Genomic DNA, 16,305 nt, shown 5'->3' with positions numbered 1-16,305 from the left:
TCTACTCAGACTTAAGAATCACTGCCGGGTTTGCTTTGACCACTTTCCAAATTTGCGAAGCAACAGTAGTAAAGATCACGGCCAATAAAATGATTAGGGCAAACCCTAGAGGTATAATCCCCACTCCAGCATGGAAAGCAAAAAAACTATCCAAGAAAGATGAAATGAAGAAGACAGAGAAAACGCTTCCAATCACTGCGGCAATACCCCATATAATCAAATATCGCTTCAGTAATTTCTTGGATAGGTCCTCTATATTTGCTCCAAAAACCTTTCGGATACAATAATCTTTGATATGGGCAGTCATATTCAGGGATACCAAACCGAAAAGACCCAATAGCGCTAGGATGACAGAAAGTGTGGCTGAAAAGGAAATTAACTTCGCAACCCCATTCACATCTGCAATTTCTCGCTCGAATACCTCGGTCTGCAACTTCCCTTCAAATAGGCCTAACGGCACCGTTTCATGCCAAATTTTCTTAACCGATTCCATAGAACCTTCCGCTGAACCGGGATTCATTTTCAATGTCAAGTAATTAAACACTGAATTAGGGGAAGCGCGAATCGCCATGGGTTCAATGGCATTTTTGAAAAATGTGGTATGAAAATCCGCTACCACCCCAATGACATGGTATGTAGCACTATCGATGGCGACGGTTTGATCAAGCGGAAATTCCAATCCAAACTGGTCCAGAAAAGTTTGATTTACCAATAGTGATTCCTGAGTATCTGTAATCAGATCGGGATTAAACATCCGCCCTTGCTTCAATTCCAAATCCAGTAATTCAGGATAATTGGCCTCCGCATTCAGAAAGTTGACATGATACTTCTCATCTCCTATTTCCACCTCCTCCTCTCTAATCCAATTTCCCACGTAATCCTGGCTTCCACTTACTTCTAACACCGCCGAGAGCGCTGAAAGCTTGTTCTTAAGTGGTACATAATCTTTGGACTCCGGTACATTGACAATAATCTTATCCGCAGAACTGTATCCCCAATCTCGATTAGCATTGATATAATTGGTTTGCACAAAGGCTATCGCTGCCACCATACTGATAATAGCCAAGGTAAACTGGAAGGATAATAGCACACTGGTGAATACACTTTTGCTCCCAATTTTTTGATTGCCTTTTAAAATACCGATCGGTTTAAATGAGGATAAATAGGTGGCTGGATACAACCCTGTAATTAAAGTAATAGTTAACAACATGGACCCTAGAAATATCCAGATGTTTTTGTCTCGAAATAAATCGATTTGGAGGTTTTTGGAAGCGATATCATTGAATCCTGGTAGAAAAATAAACCCAGCCAGAAGGCATCCCAGAAAAATTGCAAAAAAGCAGATCAGGAGGTTTTCACTGAGAAACTGGAAAACCAATTGACTTCTCTTGCTTCCAATTACCTTTCGAACTCCCATCTCTTTTAGCCTTCTAGAAGCCATTAATACGGATAAATTAATATAATTAAATACCGCTAGCAAAAGGATAAAAAGTCCAATTGTGCCTAATAGAATCTGAGGGCCAATTCCCAAGAAATCCCTCACTCCTCTTTCTATTTTCCCGACATGATAAATAATATCCGGGTAAGCAATCAACCCCATACTGACATAAGGTTTTTCAGGGTTCACTTGATTTTGAATTTGGGTGAAACCCTCCAACTCGGACTCAATTCTTGAAAGATCTGCTCCTTCTTCCAATTGAATAAAGGTCCACAGTTCTTTGCTCCAAGCATCTTTCAAAGGAAGATCTGTGATTGTATCAGGATGAGATTCAAAATTGACAATGAGGTCAAAAGTAAACATATCCATGTCTTTCAAATCCTCCAAAACACCTCCAACTTTGAAGAGCTTTTCTTGCCCATTGATCACCAAGGATAGTTCCTGACCAATAGGATGCATATCACCAAATAATTTTTCCGATAGCTGATGGGTTAAAATCACCTGATCAGGCTCCTTCAAAGCTCCAGGATACCCGTATTCCATTCGGTATTTAAACATTTCCATATAGGAAGGGTCCACGTAAATGGACCGCTGATAAAAGCTCTCATTATCTTGAATCACTAATGGAAACTCATACAATACCTTCGTCTGGTTCTTTACTTGGTTTAGCGTATTCGGAATTAATTCAGAGACTGGTTCAGCAACAGTTCCATAAGTCACCAGTCCTTCAGCTTCTTCTGAAGTATATACCAGCTGATAAATTTCATCTTTGTTGGGTTGATTCAATCCCTTAAACCAAATGTTTGCAATAAACAAATAAGCTACTATACAGCAACCCACTGCACAGGACAATCCAAAAACAGAAATAAAGGTGGTACCTTTTTGCTTAAGAATATTTCTCCAACCGATTTTAAAATAACTTCTAATCATCACCGTGTTATTAGTTTTTAAATTCATGAATTTGCTGAACCCGATATTGCTCCATTTGAAAAAACTAAACACATGGAAAATAAATCTTAAGCGAGCGTAGGTCAGTCCTTTCTCTTCTAAATCCAGATAAAAATCTCATAGGCATCTCCTTGGATCTGCTCCAGTCGATTTGGGATACAATAAAACTCCAGAAATCTATCTGCTAGTTTTGGCGGATAATGGTAGCGCTTCTTATCCATGGGAAAAATCTAATGCTAATGGTGGTAACTGATCATACAGTCTATTCCTCATCATCTTCACTTCATTAATGGCAGCTCTACCATTTGCCGAAAGACTAAACAATCGCTTCCTTCTCCCTCCCCTTTCTTCAGTAGCTCCTCCCATATGAGATTTCACGAAACCCTTTTCCTCCAATCTATTTAAAACTGTATGGATCGCACTTATATTGACTTTCCTACCTGTTTGACTTTTGATTTCCTCAGCTACAGAAACTCCATAAGCTTCTTGATCCAAAATACCTACAACCAATAAGACAAGCTCTTCTAATTCCCCTAAATGATATCCTTTCATATCATGAATATTATATTTACAAATATGAATCTAATATATTTCATTCACATTTGTAAATTAAAATTGAAAATATTTTTTCCTCAGAAAATTAACTTTCTGAATTTCCTTTTTCATAGAAACCTTATTATCTAAATAGATATGCGATTAACTTTGATTCAATAGGTGCTTACTCAACTAATAAATTTTAATTTTGGTCATATGCAGCTCTTTTTTCAACAGGATATATTACCTCCTACCATATATCTGGAACCCGATGAATCCAAGCATCTGACCCGGGTACTTCGAAAATCCGTTGGAGATATCGTTCATGTCACAGATGGAGAAGGCAATTTGTATGAATGCAGGTTGACAGATGCCAATCCCAAAAAATCTATACTCCAGGTGATTTCCAGTGAGCAGGTTCCTGCGGATGACTTTTATATTCATCTTGCGGTTGCACCAACTAAAAGTCCTGATCGAATGGAATGGATGATTGAAAAGATTACGGAAATCGGTTTTCACGAAATGACTTTGCTTTCGACCATGAATTCAGAAAGGAGCTTTCTAAAGACTGAAAGGCTTCAAAAAAGATGATCTCAGCATGCAAACAAAGTTTAAAGTATCACACACCAAAAATCAACCAAACCATTGATATCAAGGATTTTATAACCTATCCTGAATGGAATGATTTTCAAAAACTCATCGCTTATGTAGATGAAAATCATGATCATCATTTGATGGACTTGGCAAAACCAAAAGGGAATTATTTAATTCTGATCGGGCCGGAAGGTGACTTTGACCCAAAGGAAATAGACCATGCATTTACACATGGATTTGAACCAGTATCTCTGGGAAAAAGCAGGTTAAAGACTGAGACCGCCGGTTTAGCAGCTGTACACATGCTACAAGTACTAAATCGTTAATTTTTTCGTTTTTTTTTAGAAACCTTAAAGCAATGCTTGAGCATTGTTTCGCATTTTGATTAATTTAGTGTTAAATAAATTTTTACTGTGCCGTACAAAGAGCGAGAAATAGAAAAGAAGTATTATTCCATAGGTGAGGTAGCCCAAATGTTTAAAGTGGCCCCTTCGCTTATTCGCTATTGGGAAGGTGAATTTGACATTATTCATCCTAAAAAGGATAAAAAAGGAAATCGCCGATATGTCAAAGATGATATCGAGAAAATAAGATACATCTATCATCTGGTCAAGGAAAAAGGCTATACCCTGCAAGGCGCTCAAGAAGTTATAAAATCTGGAAAAGAGCAAGGATTTGATAAGGTTGCAGCTGTTCAAAAGCTTCAGCAAATCAAAGATTTTTTAATCAATATCAGGGAAGAATTCAATGCAAAAACCGACAGATGAAGAGCTACTGTATTTTATAGCCCTTTGGTCAGCTCCTAAAATAGGACCTGGAATAATTAAAGCAATAATAGCCTATTCAGGCTCAGCAAAACGATTTTTGAAATACCGAAAGGAAAGGCTGCCAAAACACCTAGGGTTGGTGAAAAACTGTTGGAAATTAGAAATCAGAAGGAATCACTGCTTCGAAAGGCAGATGAATTGATCAATCTTTGCAAGCAAAAAGGGTATCAGATTCACACTTTGCTTCACTCCTCTTTTCCCCAAAGGCTTAAGCTCCATGAAGATTGTCCAGCACTTGTTTTCACACGAGGAACGCTCGACTTCAACCCTGAAAGGTCAGTAGGTATCGTAGGGACAAGAAGCGCTACCCCCTATGGTAAAACTGCCACCCGGAAAATCATTGAAGACTTGGCGATATATCAACCCACTATCATTTCTGGTTTGGCATATGGGATAGACATCGAAGCGCATAGAGCAGCACTTCAGGCAAATCTTCCAACCATTGCCATAATGGGATCTCCAATCAATCAAATTTATCCTTCTGTTCACAAAAAACAGCGGAAGCAATGCTAGATCGAGGAGGAATTGTAAGTGAATATGCTCCAGGCACTTCGATGGGGCCTGGTAATTTCCCCGCCAGAAACCGGATCATTGCTGGACTTTCGGATGCCTTGATTGTGGTCGAAGCAGCTGAGAGAGGCGGAGCATTGATTACAGCCGAAATTGCATTCTCTTATGACAAAGAAGTATTCGCTGTACCAGGTAATTTACAATCTCCTTATAGTGAAGGTTGTAATCAATTGATCAAAAAAATGAAGGCCAACATCTATACAGGCCCCAATGATATTGCAGAAGCATTGTTTTGGTCCAAACCCGGAGAAGAAATTTCAAAAAAGTGGTCTTGAATTTTTCTGATAGAGATCAGGAAGAAGTCAAAATTTTGAATTTATTAAAAGACCAAGGTGAATCAGAAATTGATTTGATCAGCTTGAAAACTGAAATTCCTCTAGGAATGCTTTCCTCCAAGTTACTTGCTTTAGAGTTTGAAGGAATTGTCAAGTCTCTACCTGGAAAGAAATATAAACTCCTTGCCTAAGAATTCTTGAGTTTACGTATTCGCTTTGGAAAATACCAAAGGTAAAATCCACTCAAGCTCATAAAAATCAATCCCAAAGAAGTCAACGTGGAATAGGTAAGTTTGGCTCCCTCCTCCCCGGTCCAATAATAATCAACAATACTTCCATCATGAACTTTTTCTATCCAATCAGAATGTCTGGTATCTACTGAAAGAACCGCTCCTGAATAACCATCTACCTGCACTTCTGAAAAATGGGTCTTAAAGGTCACCTTAGCAATGCCTTTATCCGGCCTGATATCGATTCGGTCCACCTCGATAGATTCGCCCAAACTATCCATGACCGTTTGTGCCACTGCAATCATCTCGGTAGGCGAGATCCAGTTCTCTTTTTGTTCAGATTGGGATTTTGTGGTAGGCGGTAATAACTCTACTTTCTTCTTCCAGGCTAATAAGATTGAAGTGATGCCAATGATAAAAAAGAAGATAATCAAAGGTATACCTAACCATCGGTGAAGAACCCGGTAGAGCCTTAGTGCTTTAACTTTTGATTGTATTTTATACGACATTTAAACTTCAGTAAAAACAAATTGAGTCAATTTCATGGCTTCTTTCAACTCCCATTTATTCAATTTTAAATCATGACCTGCTTTTTCAAGCGTTTCTACCATCACCTCTGTAGCCATATTTCCAACTAAGTCATCCTTTGCCATGGGACATCCCCCATAACCATTTAAAGCTCCATCAAAACGAGTACATCCCCCTTTTAATCCAGCTAATACTTTTTCACCAATGGTCTCTCTGGTACTATGTAAGTGCGCACCAAATTCAATGTTAGGAAAAGCCTGAATTTGAGTCTCAAATAGCTCCGTGATCAATGCCGGATTGGCGACTCCTATGGTATCTGAAAGAGAGATAATTTTTACCCCTAATTGGTCAAGACGTTCAACGAAGTTTAAAACCATTTCCGGAGAATACTCCTCTCCATAGGGATTTCCAAAGCCCATACTTAAATAGGTCACCAGGGTTTTCCCTTTTACCTCACAAAGATTTTGTATTTCCTCCAGTTCATTGAAAGCTTCCGATATGGATTTATTGGTATTTCTCTGCTGAAAAGTCTCAGAAATGGAGAGCGGGAAGCCCAAGTAATCTATTTCAGGAAAGTGCCCGGCATCTTCCGCTCCTCTTAAATTAGCCACAATGGCCAATAATTTTGATTTGGAATGATGCAAATCCAAGAGGCTCAATACCTCCTCGGTATCCTTCATTTGAGGAACTGCCTTGGGATTTACAAAGCTTCCAAAGTCAATGGTATCAAAGCCTACCTCAGATAATTGATTGATATAGGCCGCTTTGATAGCAGTATCAATAAAATGAGGGATACCCTGCATGGCATCACGTGGGCACTCGATTAATTTAATCATCCGTGAATTTAATAAAGTTCAAGAAGGCAAACCGTGAAAATTATTTGAAAGTCCCTTTCTTTTGAGTTGATGGTAGCTGAAAATGGCCTTCAACTAAATTTTCACTCCAACATGTTGAAGAAAGGGATAAAATGGGGAGATAATTCCATGAAAAATAATTCACAACCAATTGATAATCAGTACTAAAAAACGGAAAAACGGCCCCAAGAAACCTTAAAATGGCCATTTACAGCCCAATTCCCTTCCAACCTGATTTTTGGTCATGTGATTGCTTCAAACTAATCAAAACCAACCACAATTAACTATGAAAACTAAATCAACTTTATTATTTGGATCCATTTTGTTTTCTGTTTTAGCATGTCAAACAAAACAATATGATGAACAAGATAAGATTGAAGTCACCATCAATTTGGAAAATTATGTAGATAGTATTGAAACTGCCGTCAAAATTGTTCCGGTTCACAATTGGTCAGCAATCGATCAAAAGTATGATAGCCTAGACCATAAAGCAGAGATTATCTATAAAGACTTAAAAGCAGATGATCAACAAATAGAATTGATCGAAACACGATATGAAACCATCGTGGAAAAAGGTAAAACTGATCAGGAAATGTTTGAAGAAACTGCCGATATGCATATGAAAAACATAGAGGTCTGGTGGGAGAAAACCACAAGTGACGTGGAAGAAGGTACAGAAAAAACCATTGAAGATATGGAAGATGCCACTCAAGAAAGTTTGGATTGGCTCGAAAAAGACTTTGATAAGTTAAGTACAGAGTCGAAGAAAAAGTCGAAGAGATTCGAATAGGATTAGAGAAGGATTAATCACCAAGTCCCTCTAAAAAAAGACCCTTCCCAACTATAGGGAAGGGTTCTCTATTTTTAGTGAAAGAGCATTAAAAAATCTCTTTTGCAATTGCGTAAGTAGTACCGGCTTTACTCATGGTATAGAAATGCAAGGAAGGCACCTTTGCTTTTACTAATTCTTTACATTGTTCAATTGCCCATTCAATTCCTACCTCCCTCACTTCCGCATTGGTTTTACACTTTTCCAGTTCATCCATCAGCGGATCAGGAAGGTCTAAAAAGAAAGTCCTTGGCAACATGGTAATTTGACCTACCGTCGTAATTGGTTTAATACCTGGAATAATCGGCACGGTAATTCCTGCTTCTCGAACTTGATCCACAAACTCAAAATACTTTTGATTGTCAAAAAACATTTGAGTAACGATGTATTCGGCTCCTTTTTCTACTTTTTCTTTCAACCTTTTCAAGTCAAATTTCATAGAAGGTGCCTCAAAATGCTTTTCAGGATAGCCCGCTACTCCAACACAAAAATCAGTATGGAAACTCGTTTCAGTCTCTTCGTGCAAATACTTCCCATTATTCATTCGTACAATTTGCTCCACCAATTCACTGGCAAAGTGATGCCCGTCTGGTTCAGGAATAAACTTACCCTCTGTCTTTGGGGCATCCCCTCTAAGAGCCAAGACATTTTCTACCCCGATAAAATTCAAATCTATCAGTGCATTTTCTGTCTCTTCCTTATTGAAACCACCGCAAAGTAAGTGTGGAACAGCATCCACTTGGAATCTATTCATTATCGCAGCACAGATCCCCACTGTTCCAGGTCTCTTTTTCGTACTGATCTTTTCCAACAAGCCATTGGGATGCTTTTTATAAATATACTCTTCGCGATGATAGGTCACATCTACAAATGGAGGCTTAAACTCCATCAGTGGAGCGATTCCCTCCAGCAATTCTTTTAAGCTTTGCCCCTTCAAAGGGGGTAATATTTCAAAGGAAAAAAGCGTTTGATCTGCTTTTTTCAAGTGTTCCGTTATTTTCATATAGGTTGTGAGGCAAGATTTGTTTTGGGTTGATAAGCTAAGTTTGGAGACAGTAAACTTTCTGCTTCTTTCAGGGATATTCCTTTTCTCTGCGCATAACTGGCTACTTGATCTTCTCCTATTTTTCCCAATCCAAAATATTTACTATCCGGGTTGGCAAAATAAAATCCAGAAACTGAAGAAGTAGGATACATTGCATAGCTCGAAGTAAGTGTGATCCCGGCATTTTTCTCCATTTCAAGTAATCTGGAAATCTCCTCTTTTTCTGAATGCTCTGGACATGCAGGGTACCCAGGAGCTGGTCGTATTCCTTGGTATTCTTCTCGAATCAAAGAGTCATTGGAAAGCGCTTCTCCTTTCGAATATCCCCAATACTCTTTTCTTACTATTTCATGAAGGTATTCCGCACCAGCTTCTGCCAATCGATCAGCTAGAGCTTTAAACAGAATATCATTATAATCGTCTCCAGCTTTCTGAAATTCAGCTAGTTTCGCTTCCATTCCTGTTCCTGCCGTTACTGCGAAGCAACCCAAGTAATCTGTCTTCTCAGGATGGATATAGTCTGCTAAGGAACGATTGGGCACTCCTTTTCCTTTTTTACCTTGTTGTCTAAGAAAATGAAACTTGCCGATACTTTGCCCCTCTTTATTGAGTACTTGAATATCATCACCTGTTCGTTTTACAGGATATATCCCAATTACTGCATTTGCTGAAAGCCACTTTTCTTCAATTAGTTTATCCAACATTTGGTTGGCATCAGCCAATAACTTTTTGGCTTCTCCTCCCACTATCGGATCTTCTAAAATCTTCGGGTATCTACCACTTAGCATCCAAGTGCTAAAGAAAGGAGTCCAATCAATGTAATTTCGCAAAACATTGAGATCTAATTCTTTTAAAACAGTATTCCCTAGCTGGCTCGGCTCTACCGGAACAAAACTTTCCCAGTTTATTTCTACTGGATTGGCTTTTGCTTCTTCATAAGAAACCAACTGTTTTACAGCTTGCTTGGATTCATGCTCTACTCTCAATTGAGCGTATGTCTCCTTTATCTTTAATCTGTAGGCTTCTTTTGTCTCCTCCGAAATTGCTTCCCCCGCAATAGGTACGGATTTACTAGCGTCTGTCACATGAACAACAGTTCCACTATATACCGGATCGATCTTAACTGCGGTATGGATTCTAGAAGTCGTAGCTCCTCCAATTAACAAAGGAATTTTCAACCCTTGTCTTTCCATTTCAGAAGCCACATTGACCATTTCATCTAAAGAAGGGGTAATCAATCCACTCAAACCTATGATATCCACCTTATTTTTGATCGCTTCGTCAATGATTTTCTGTGCATCCACCATCACTCCCAAATCGATGATTTGGTAGCTATTACAAGCTAAGACAACACCAACGATATTTTTCCCAATATCATGCACATCTCCTTTGACTGTTGCCATCAAAATTTTCTTCAAGGAGCTTTCTTCTTGCCCCTCTTCTGGTAAAGGCATAAAAGGCTCCAAGTAAGCAACTGCCTTTTTCATCACTCTAGCAGACTTAACTACCTGAGGAAGAAACATTTTACCTTCTCCAAATAAATCGCCTACCACATTCATTCCATCCATCAATGGTCCTTCAATCACCTTTAATGGGTTCGTCAATTCCAATCTTGCAGCTTCAGTATCCTCGATAATAAAGTCTAATATTCCTTTGACCAATGCATGCTCGATTCTTTTGGCAACAGGGTCAGATCTCCAAGCTTCATTGACCACTTCTTTCTTGCCCGAAGTTTTTACAGTTTCAGCAAAATCCAACAATTGCTCAGTAGCATCTTCTCTTCGATCAAAAAGAACATCTTCTACTTTTTCAAGCAAGTCCTTAGGAATATCATCGTAGACTTCCAACATGGTTGGATTGACAATACCCATGTCCATCCCATGATGGATAGCATGGTACAAAAAGGCCGCATGCATGGCTTCCCTTACCGGGTTATTTCCTCGAAAAGAAAAACTGACGTTACTAACCCCTCCACTCACCTTGGCTCCCGGTAAGTTCTCTTTGATCCATTTAGTAGCTAAGAAAAAGTCCAAAGCATTTCTTCTATGCTCCTCCATTCCTGTTGCTACTGGAAATATATTAGGATCGAAAATGATGTCCTGGGGATTAAACTTGACTTGGTCCACCAGGATTTTATAACTCCGTTCGCAAATTTCAATTCTACGGTCATAAGTATCAGCCTGACCATCTTCGTCAAAGGCCATGACCACCACTGCCGCTCCAAATTTCTTGATTGTTTTTGCTTGGCTGATAAACTCCTCTTCCCCATTCTTCAGGGAAATAGAGTTTACGATCCCTTTTCCTTGAATACATTTTAATCCAGCCAAAATAATAGCCCATTTAGAGCTATCAATCATGATGGGAATTCTGCTGATTTCTGGTTCGGAGGCTATCAAATTTAAAAATCTGACCATGGCCATTTCTCCATCAAGCATCCCTTCATCCATACAGACATCCAAAACCTGCGCACCACCTCTTACTTGATCCAATGCTACTTCAAGTGCTTCATCATATTGACCATTTAAGATCAATCTTGCGAATTTTTTAGAACCTGTAATATTGGTTCTTTCACCTATGTTGACAAAGTTGATTTCGGGAGTCAAAACCAATGGTTCTAACCCAGATAATTTCATGTAATGATTCGTTTCCATCGCCTCAATCCAGGGTTTCTTCTACTTCTTGTTGTAATTTTCTTGGTTCGTAGCCTGCTGCAAGCTTTGCCAGTGCGGCAATATGCTCAGGAGTAGTCCCGCAGCAACCTCCTAAGACATTGAGCATGCCCTCTTTTAAAAAGTCTCTTACTTGATCAGCCATTTCATTCGCACCCTGATCATATGCTCCAAATTCATTGGGCAATCCCGCATTGGGATAAGCACTCACATAGAATGGCGCCTTTTGGGCTAATACTTTCAAATAAGGTCTTAATTCCTTTGCTCCCAACGCGCAATTCAAACCTACAGACAGCAAAGGAACGTGGGATACAGAAATCAAGAATGCCTCGGTGGTTTGGCCTGAAAGGGTTCTCCCGGAAGCATCTGTAATCGTTCCAGAAATCATGATTGGAATTCCTCCATCCCGAGGATCCAATGGAATTCCACGTTCTTCATAAACATCCTGGATTGCATAAAGTGCGGCTTTCGCATTCAGGGTATCAAAAATCGTTTCTACCAATAATATATCAGCACCTCCATCAAGCAATCCTCTGACCTGCTCTGCATAGGCTGCCGCAAGCTGGTCAAAGGTTATGGCTCGATATCCTGGATCATTGACGTCTGGAGATAGCGAGGCGGTTCGATTGGTAGGGCCGATTGCTCCTGCTACAAACCTTGGTTTGTCAGGAGTTTTAGCACTATATTCTTCAGCAACTTCACGGGCCAATTTTGCCGATTCAAAATTGATAGAATAGGCTAAATGAGGAAGATCATAGTCTTCTTGCGCAATAGTGGTCCCTGAAAAGGTATTGGTTTCTATTATATCTGCACCAGCATCTAAATACTCTGCATGAATTGCCTTGATGATATCTGGCCGGCTAAGAGACAATAAGTCATTATTGCCCTTCAAGGCCTTGGGATGATTAGCCAATTCAGGTGTTCTAAAATCTTCTTCTGTAAGGGTATAACGTTGGATCATGGTCCCCATCGCACCATCCAGAATTAGAATTCTTTTAGAAAATTGCTGAAGTAGAAGTTCGGTTCTGTTTTGCATCATTATTTTTTTATACAGCTAATCGAGCAAAACACGGAAAAAAGTACCTGGACTTATCCGCTCATCTGTTCCCGAAAATCGGGATGGGAGTTAGCACCTTGGCTACAGGTTGCTAAGACGTCTTAGGGCCCTTCCCTCGGTCTTTCTCGATAAGCAGACCAAAGGTAATATCATTTTACCAATAAAACAGATTGTCTGGTCAAATTTGCTAGGTGGATTAAATTTTATTGCTTTGCTATCAAGGCCTGATCCCAATTCCAAAACTCAAATAAGGAGCGGACATATATCCAGACATGTTAAAGTCTCCTAGTTTGTAATTAGCCAGTGGCAACTCATAGCCAAATGAACTTGTAAGAATCACATCAAATAGATTCCTTTTTCCTATAGGAACCCCATATTCCAGAAAAACTTCTGGTTTGGCCATCAAACCACTATTCTTCAGGTATCCATCAAAACGAGGCTTTTCAAAAGTTCTGGAAAATCCGGTTTTTCCTTTTGGGTATTCGTATATCGGATATTTCCATAACCAATTCCTCCCAATACCCCTAGAGACATATTTCTATATTGGATAAATTTCATCCCAAGATTCCCATATACCCGAAGACTATTCAAAGTATGGTTTCTGATATTGTCGCTGCCCCATTCATAGCTAAATTATAGACATCCGAACCATAAAGCAGATTTCCACTTTCCCCTAAAATTCGAAGTCCCCAATTGGAAGGAGTCCCATCCAAGGCATTAAAACCCGCTGCCTCCAACTGCTCATTAAATTCTGTTGGAGAAGTAAAATGAATTCCACTAATCATAGAGACTCCAATACTTGCATCCTTATAAAAGAAATTCCTATCCGGTAAGGTCAATCCGGCGCCTACCCTAATAAATGCACCACTTTGAGCATTGTCAAATGAAATTCCGTTAAGGTTCCATTTCCCCTCAAAAGGGCTAAATCCATATCCTAATTTCATCAAAACTTCCAAGGCTTCGTTTCTGCCAAGAATATCGAAATCATAACTCAGCTGAAAACCTATTTCCGTTAAAAATTCCCATAATGCTTGGTGCCTTTTTGGATATCCTTTTCTCTTAAGATATATCCCTGGGATGGATCATTCAAAAACTCTCCTAAATTCTCACTGGGATGTTGAGGTAACATCTGAAAATTCAAGAAACCTGCTCCCACCGACATATAATGAATGAGTTGAAATCTTGACTCTTCTATAAAGGCATATCCCACATTCAATAAGGCTCTGGAAGTTCTATAATATAATTTGTAGTCATCAAATTCACTTTTAGAACCTCTATTATGGTATAGTTCCATCCCGATGACAAAATCATTATACCTGACCTGATACCCCAAGCCAATGGTATTATACCTATTTCTAAGGCCTGTAAGCCCTCTTTCTTCCAGTAATTCATCGAATTGATTCAACTTCGCCCCAGAAGTACCTACCATGAAATAAAAAGAGGGTCTTTTAGTTACGAGTCTTTGGGCGGAAGCATAGAAGGAAATCCCAAAACACAGGATTAACAGAAATAATCTTGAAAAAAAGGCATTTAATCACGCTATTTGAAATAGGCCAACTGGCCTGAATCCTTACTAGGCAAAAGTAATGCTAAACCGACATTTCAGAGTGATCTTTACCACTTAGATGCAAAATTAATTTTTCGTAGAGTATCTCTGGGACAAATGGCTTTGGAATAAAATCATTAAATCCTATCTCTATTAACTGATCTTTCACCTCTTGAAGTGAAGTCGCTGTCAAGGCTAATATCGGAGTTTTTCGTTTCATTCCTTTCTGATAGGATCGTATAGATCGGGCTACTTCAAAGCCATCCAACACCGGCATTTGAAGATCCAATAAGACCAAATTAAAATCCTCTTCTTTAAATTTTTCGAGAGCTTCTTCCCCATCAGAAACGATGACTATCCTCCCAACATCCCATTTCTTAAGAAATTTTTGAATGAGAATTTGATTGACATAATTATCTTCTGCTACTAAAATAGAAGCTTCTTGAAGAGTCCTGCCAAAACCACCCAAAGACCCCTTATTTGATACCTGATGTAGTTTTCCTATTTGTAGTTTAGAAGTAAACCTAAAAATACTTCCTCCCCCTCTCTTGCGCTCACAGAAATTTCACCCCCAAATAATTCTACCAACCTTTTAACAATTGCTAATCCCAGACCAGTACCACCGTATTTTCTAGTGGTGGAAGAAGAAGCTTGTGTGAAAGCCTCAAAAATACTTTCCCTTTTATCTTCAGGTATACCAATCCCACTATCCTCAAACCTAAATTCTATCTCTGTAAATTCATGGTCCTTATGAATTTCTTCAAGCACTATTTTTACAAACCCATGTTCGGTAAATTTAATGGCATTGGATAAGAGGTTATTGATAATTTGACCTAACCTGATCGGGTCACTGACCACTTGATTTGGAAGGTTTGGATCAAATACACATTCTACTGTAACTGACTTTTCATGGGCTTGAAAACTATGAGAATGTACAATTCGAGAAACCACATTTTGAAGATCAAAAGGAACTGACTCCAACTCCACTTTACCGGAATCAATTTTATTGTAATCTAAAATATCATTAATCAGAGCCATTAAGTTCTCTGCAGAAAATTGCAAGGTTTTAAGATTCTCCAATTGATCAGGACGTGGGTTTCCTTCCACTAACAAATGTGAAAGTCCGATCACCGCATTCATTGGGGTACGGATTTCATGGCTCATCACGGATAAGAATTGAGACTTGATCTGTGAAGCCTGCTCAGCATTTTCCTTGGCTTTTAACAATTCTTTTTGAGCCTCTTTTAGCTTAGAAATATCTCTCGCAATCCCGGTATAATAATTCTCCTTTCCATCTTTGGTTTTAACCAGCTTTCCATTGGAATTGAAAACTTTGAATTCACCATTCTTATGCTTCAAACGAAATTCCAAGTATTGATTGACTGAAAGAAAATCCTCAGTGGTTTCGAGCATTTCTTGAAACTTACCCATGTCATCTGGGTTCAGAAATTCAAAAATTGACCTTCCAATTACCTCCTCTGCCTGGTAACCTAAAAACTGCTGCACATTCGGAGAAACGTATTTCAGATCAAATGACTCGGTCAAAGAGAAAATGATTTCAGTAGACTCTTCTACCAGGGTTCTGTACTTTTCTTCCGATTGTAAGAGATCAATTTTAGCTTGGTGTTCCTCCGTAATATCCCGAATTATACTCAAGACAAATTCCACCTCATCTCTGATAATGATAGGTCTAAATATTCTGGAATAATACCGACCGTTTATTTGAAGTTTAGATTCTATAATCTCTCTTTCATAATAAACCTTATCCAACAATTCATTCACTTCCTCATAAGAAGTAAGCTGCACATCCCATAAAAATTTTCCTTCAAAATCCTCACTTGACATTCCCCAATTCTCAAAATTGGTTCCTTCTGCCACGATGTATTTTCTCTCTTTATCCAGCAAGAAGATATTGGTACCAGGTATGTTGGAGGCCAAGATTCGGTATTGCCTATCTCGCTCTTCATTGATTACCTCAAGGTTTTTCCGATCATTGATATCTTGAAAAATTCCCTCATGCAAAATAATCTCTCCTGCATCATTTAGTACATCTTGCGTCTGATCTTCTACCCAGGTATATTTCCCATTGGCGTTCCTAAACCGATAAGCTCCCGAAAATGATTGGATCCCTTTCTCAGTTTTAATCGATTTTGCTTTCTCTCTAAATTGACGTGCATCCTCAGGGTACAATAAATCCAGTATAGACTTTTTTCTTTTAAAAGGGTCTTGGAATCATAGCCAAAGCGACTGATGTTTTCTGAGATATAAACCAATTCAAAATCATTGTTGGGGTCCGTCCTAAAAAGAATGGTTGGACTATTTTCAACAATCATTTGAGCCCTTCGAGCCAACTTTTCGGTT

General features: G+C 38.9%; 17 protein-coding genes, 2 pseudogenes and 1 riboswitch. Of the genes and pseudogenes, 5 read left to right on the top strand and 14 right to left on the bottom strand.

Features of this window, described 5'->3' with window-relative positions; translation table 11 throughout:
* Window position 1: 1 nt before the first annotated feature.
* The 3 genes from V8V91_RS26790 to V8V91_RS26780 form a co-directional block, all read right to left on the bottom strand.
* Complete coding sequence (locus V8V91_RS26790) at window positions 2–2,395, bottom strand: ABC transporter permease (protein WP_373398048.1); 2,394 nt, start codon at window positions 2,393–2,395, stop codon at window positions 2–4.
* A gap of 89 nt (window positions 2,396–2,484) precedes the next feature.
* Window positions 2,485–2,607, bottom strand: a complete 123-nt coding sequence (locus V8V91_RS26785) for a permease prefix domain 2-containing transporter (protein WP_373398047.1) — start codon at window positions 2,605–2,607, stop codon at window positions 2,485–2,487.
* Window positions 2,600–2,938: a PadR family transcriptional regulator gene (locus V8V91_RS26780; RefSeq protein ID WP_373398046.1), complete on the bottom strand. Its 339-nt coding sequence runs from the start codon at window positions 2,936–2,938 to the stop codon at window positions 2,600–2,602. The genes V8V91_RS26785 and V8V91_RS26780 overlap by 8 nt, the downstream gene beginning before the upstream one ends.
* Window positions 2,939–3,136: 198 nt before the next feature.
* On the opposite strand from V8V91_RS26780, the pseudogene V8V91_RS26775 reads away from it, so the two are divergent.
* The 4 genes and pseudogenes from V8V91_RS26775 to V8V91_RS26760 all read left to right on the top strand — a co-directional run.
* Window positions 3,137–3,781 (top strand): annotated as a pseudogene (locus V8V91_RS26775) (16S rRNA (uracil(1498)-N(3))-methyltransferase); the annotation flags it as partial.
* Window positions 3,782–3,927: 146 nt separating this feature from the next.
* Window positions 3,928–4,281, top strand: a complete 354-nt coding sequence (locus V8V91_RS26770) for a MerR family transcriptional regulator (RefSeq protein WP_205644558.1) — start codon at window positions 3,928–3,930, stop codon at window positions 4,279–4,281.
* A 150-nt stretch (window positions 4,282–4,431) separates the two neighbouring features.
* Window positions 4,432–5,186: pseudogene (dprA, locus tag V8V91_RS26765) on the top strand (DNA-processing protein DprA).
* Window positions 5,183–5,377 (top strand): hypothetical protein, encoded by a 195-nt coding sequence (locus V8V91_RS26760; protein ID WP_373398045.1) that lies wholly within the window; start codon window positions 5,183–5,185, stop codon window positions 5,375–5,377. Before dprA ends, V8V91_RS26760 begins: the two are co-directional and overlap by 4 nt.
* On the opposite strand, the gene V8V91_RS26755 is transcribed toward V8V91_RS26760, so the two are convergent.
* Both V8V91_RS26755 and V8V91_RS26750 read right to left on the bottom strand, forming a co-directional pair.
* On the bottom strand, window positions 5,374–5,925 hold the full coding sequence (locus tag V8V91_RS26755) for a PepSY domain-containing protein (protein ID WP_373398044.1): 552 nt from the start codon (window positions 5,923–5,925) through the stop codon (window positions 5,374–5,376). The two genes, V8V91_RS26760 and V8V91_RS26755, sit on opposite strands and share 4 nt — an antisense overlap.
* On the bottom strand, window positions 5,926–6,780 hold the full coding sequence (locus V8V91_RS26750; RefSeq protein ID WP_373398043.1) for a hydroxymethylglutaryl-CoA lyase: 855 nt from the start codon (window positions 6,778–6,780) through the stop codon (window positions 5,926–5,928). It lies immediately after the preceding gene.
* Between the two features lie 304 nt (window positions 6,781–7,084).
* Here V8V91_RS26750 and V8V91_RS26745 point away from each other — a divergent pair, with 304 nt between their 5' ends.
* The gene (locus V8V91_RS26745; RefSeq protein ID WP_373398042.1) at window positions 7,085–7,588 is read left to right on the top strand and encodes a hypothetical protein; all 504 of its coding nucleotides are present in this window, start codon (window positions 7,085–7,087) and stop codon (window positions 7,586–7,588) included.
* Between the two features lie 88 nt (window positions 7,589–7,676).
* On the opposite strand, the gene metF is transcribed toward V8V91_RS26745, so the two are convergent.
* From metF to V8V91_RS26700, 9 genes are all read right to left on the bottom strand, one after another.
* Window positions 7,677–8,630 carry a methylenetetrahydrofolate reductase [NAD(P)H] gene (gene metF / locus V8V91_RS26740; RefSeq protein ID WP_373398041.1) on the bottom strand — a complete coding sequence of 318 codons (954 nt, stop codon included), beginning with the start codon at window positions 8,628–8,630 and terminating at the stop codon, window positions 7,677–7,679.
* Window positions 8,627–11,323, bottom strand: coding sequence for a methionine synthase (metH, locus tag V8V91_RS26735; RefSeq protein WP_373398040.1), 2,697 nt, complete (start codon window positions 11,321–11,323; stop codon window positions 8,627–8,629). Before metH ends, metF begins: the two co-directional genes overlap by 4 nt.
* Window positions 11,324–11,327: 4 nt before the next feature.
* Entirely contained in the window at window positions 11,328–12,377 is a 1,050-nt protein-coding gene (locus tag V8V91_RS26730; RefSeq protein WP_373400824.1) for a homocysteine S-methyltransferase family protein, read from the bottom strand.
* A gap of 58 nt (window positions 12,378–12,435) precedes the next feature.
* Window positions 12,436–12,533, bottom strand: a riboswitch (SAM riboswitch).
* Window positions 12,534–12,615: 82 nt separating this feature from the next.
* Window positions 12,616–12,801 (bottom strand): hypothetical protein, encoded by a 186-nt coding sequence (locus tag V8V91_RS26725; protein WP_373398039.1) that lies wholly within the window; start codon window positions 12,799–12,801, stop codon window positions 12,616–12,618.
* A gap of 14 nt (window positions 12,802–12,815) precedes the next feature.
* Window positions 12,816–12,956: a hypothetical protein gene (locus V8V91_RS26720; protein ID WP_373398038.1), complete on the bottom strand. Its 141-nt coding sequence runs from the start codon at window positions 12,954–12,956 to the stop codon at window positions 12,816–12,818.
* Window positions 12,957–12,985: 29 nt separating this feature from the next.
* On the bottom strand, window positions 12,986–13,345 hold the full coding sequence (locus tag V8V91_RS26715) for a hypothetical protein (RefSeq protein ID WP_373398037.1): 360 nt from the start codon (window positions 13,343–13,345) through the stop codon (window positions 12,986–12,988).
* A 65-nt stretch (window positions 13,346–13,410) separates the two neighbouring features.
* Window positions 13,411–13,827, bottom strand: coding sequence for a hypothetical protein (locus V8V91_RS26710; protein ID WP_373398036.1), 417 nt, complete (start codon window positions 13,825–13,827; stop codon window positions 13,411–13,413).
* A 160-nt stretch (window positions 13,828–13,987) separates the two neighbouring features.
* Window positions 13,988–14,413, bottom strand: coding sequence for a response regulator (locus V8V91_RS26705; protein ID WP_373398035.1), 426 nt, complete (start codon window positions 14,411–14,413; stop codon window positions 13,988–13,990).
* 32 nt (window positions 14,414–14,445) lie between these two features.
* The gene (locus V8V91_RS26700; RefSeq protein ID WP_373400822.1) at window positions 14,446–16,146 is read right to left on the bottom strand and encodes a PAS domain S-box protein; all 1,701 of its coding nucleotides are present in this window, start codon (window positions 16,144–16,146) and stop codon (window positions 14,446–14,448) included.
* Between the last annotated feature and the right edge of the window lie 159 nt (window positions 16,147–16,305).

This window comes from Algoriphagus halophilus (assembly GCF_041729275.1).
Classification (GTDB): Bacteria; Bacteroidota; Bacteroidia; order Cytophagales; family Cyclobacteriaceae; genus Algoriphagus; species Algoriphagus halophilus_A.
This window is presented reverse-complemented; position numbering and strand designations above follow the sequence as displayed.

What these genes read in the sequence shown, in the direction of transcription:
- V8V91_RS26790 (WP_373398048.1), bottom strand. Translation starts at nt 2,395, where the DNA reads ATGAATTTAAAAACTAATAACACGGTGATGATTAGAAGTTATTTTAAA.
- V8V91_RS26785 (WP_373398047.1), bottom strand. Translation starts at nt 2,607, where the DNA reads ATGGATAAGAAGCGCTACCATTATCCGCCAAAACTAGCAGATAGATTT.
- V8V91_RS26780 (WP_373398046.1), bottom strand. Translation starts at nt 2,938, where the DNA reads ATGAAAGGATATCATTTAGGGGAATTAGAAGAGCTTGTCTTATTGGTT.
- V8V91_RS26755 (WP_373398044.1), bottom strand. Translation starts at nt 5,925, where the DNA reads ATGTCGTATAAAATACAATCAAAAGTTAAAGCACTAAGGCTCTACCGG.
- V8V91_RS26750 (WP_373398043.1), bottom strand. Translation starts at nt 6,780, where the DNA reads ATGATTAAATTAATCGAGTGCCCACGTGATGCCATGCAGGGTATCCCT.
- V8V91_RS26745 (WP_373398042.1), top strand. Translation starts at nt 7,085, where the DNA reads ATGAAAACTAAATCAACTTTATTATTTGGATCCATTTTGTTTTCTGTT.
- metF (WP_373398041.1), bottom strand. Translation starts at nt 8,630, where the DNA reads ATGAAAATAACGGAACACTTGAAAAAAGCAGATCAAACGCTTTTTTCC.
- metH (WP_373398040.1), bottom strand. Translation starts at nt 11,323, where the DNA reads ATGGAAACGAATCATTACATGAAATTATCTGGGTTAGAACCATTGGTT.
- V8V91_RS26730 (WP_373400824.1), bottom strand. Translation starts at nt 12,377, where the DNA reads ATGCAAAACAGAACCGAACTTCTACTTCAGCAATTTTCTAAAAGAATT.
- V8V91_RS26725 (WP_373398039.1), bottom strand. Translation starts at nt 12,801, where the DNA reads ATGGCCAAACCAGAAGTTTTTCTGGAATATGGGGTTCCTATAGGAAAA.
- V8V91_RS26720 (WP_373398038.1), bottom strand. Translation starts at nt 12,956, where the DNA reads ATGAAATTTATCCAATATAGAAATATGTCTCTAGGGGTATTGGGAGGA.
- V8V91_RS26710 (WP_373398036.1), bottom strand. Translation starts at nt 13,827, where the DNA reads ATGGTAGGTACTTCTGGGGCGAAGTTGAATCAATTCGATGAATTACTG.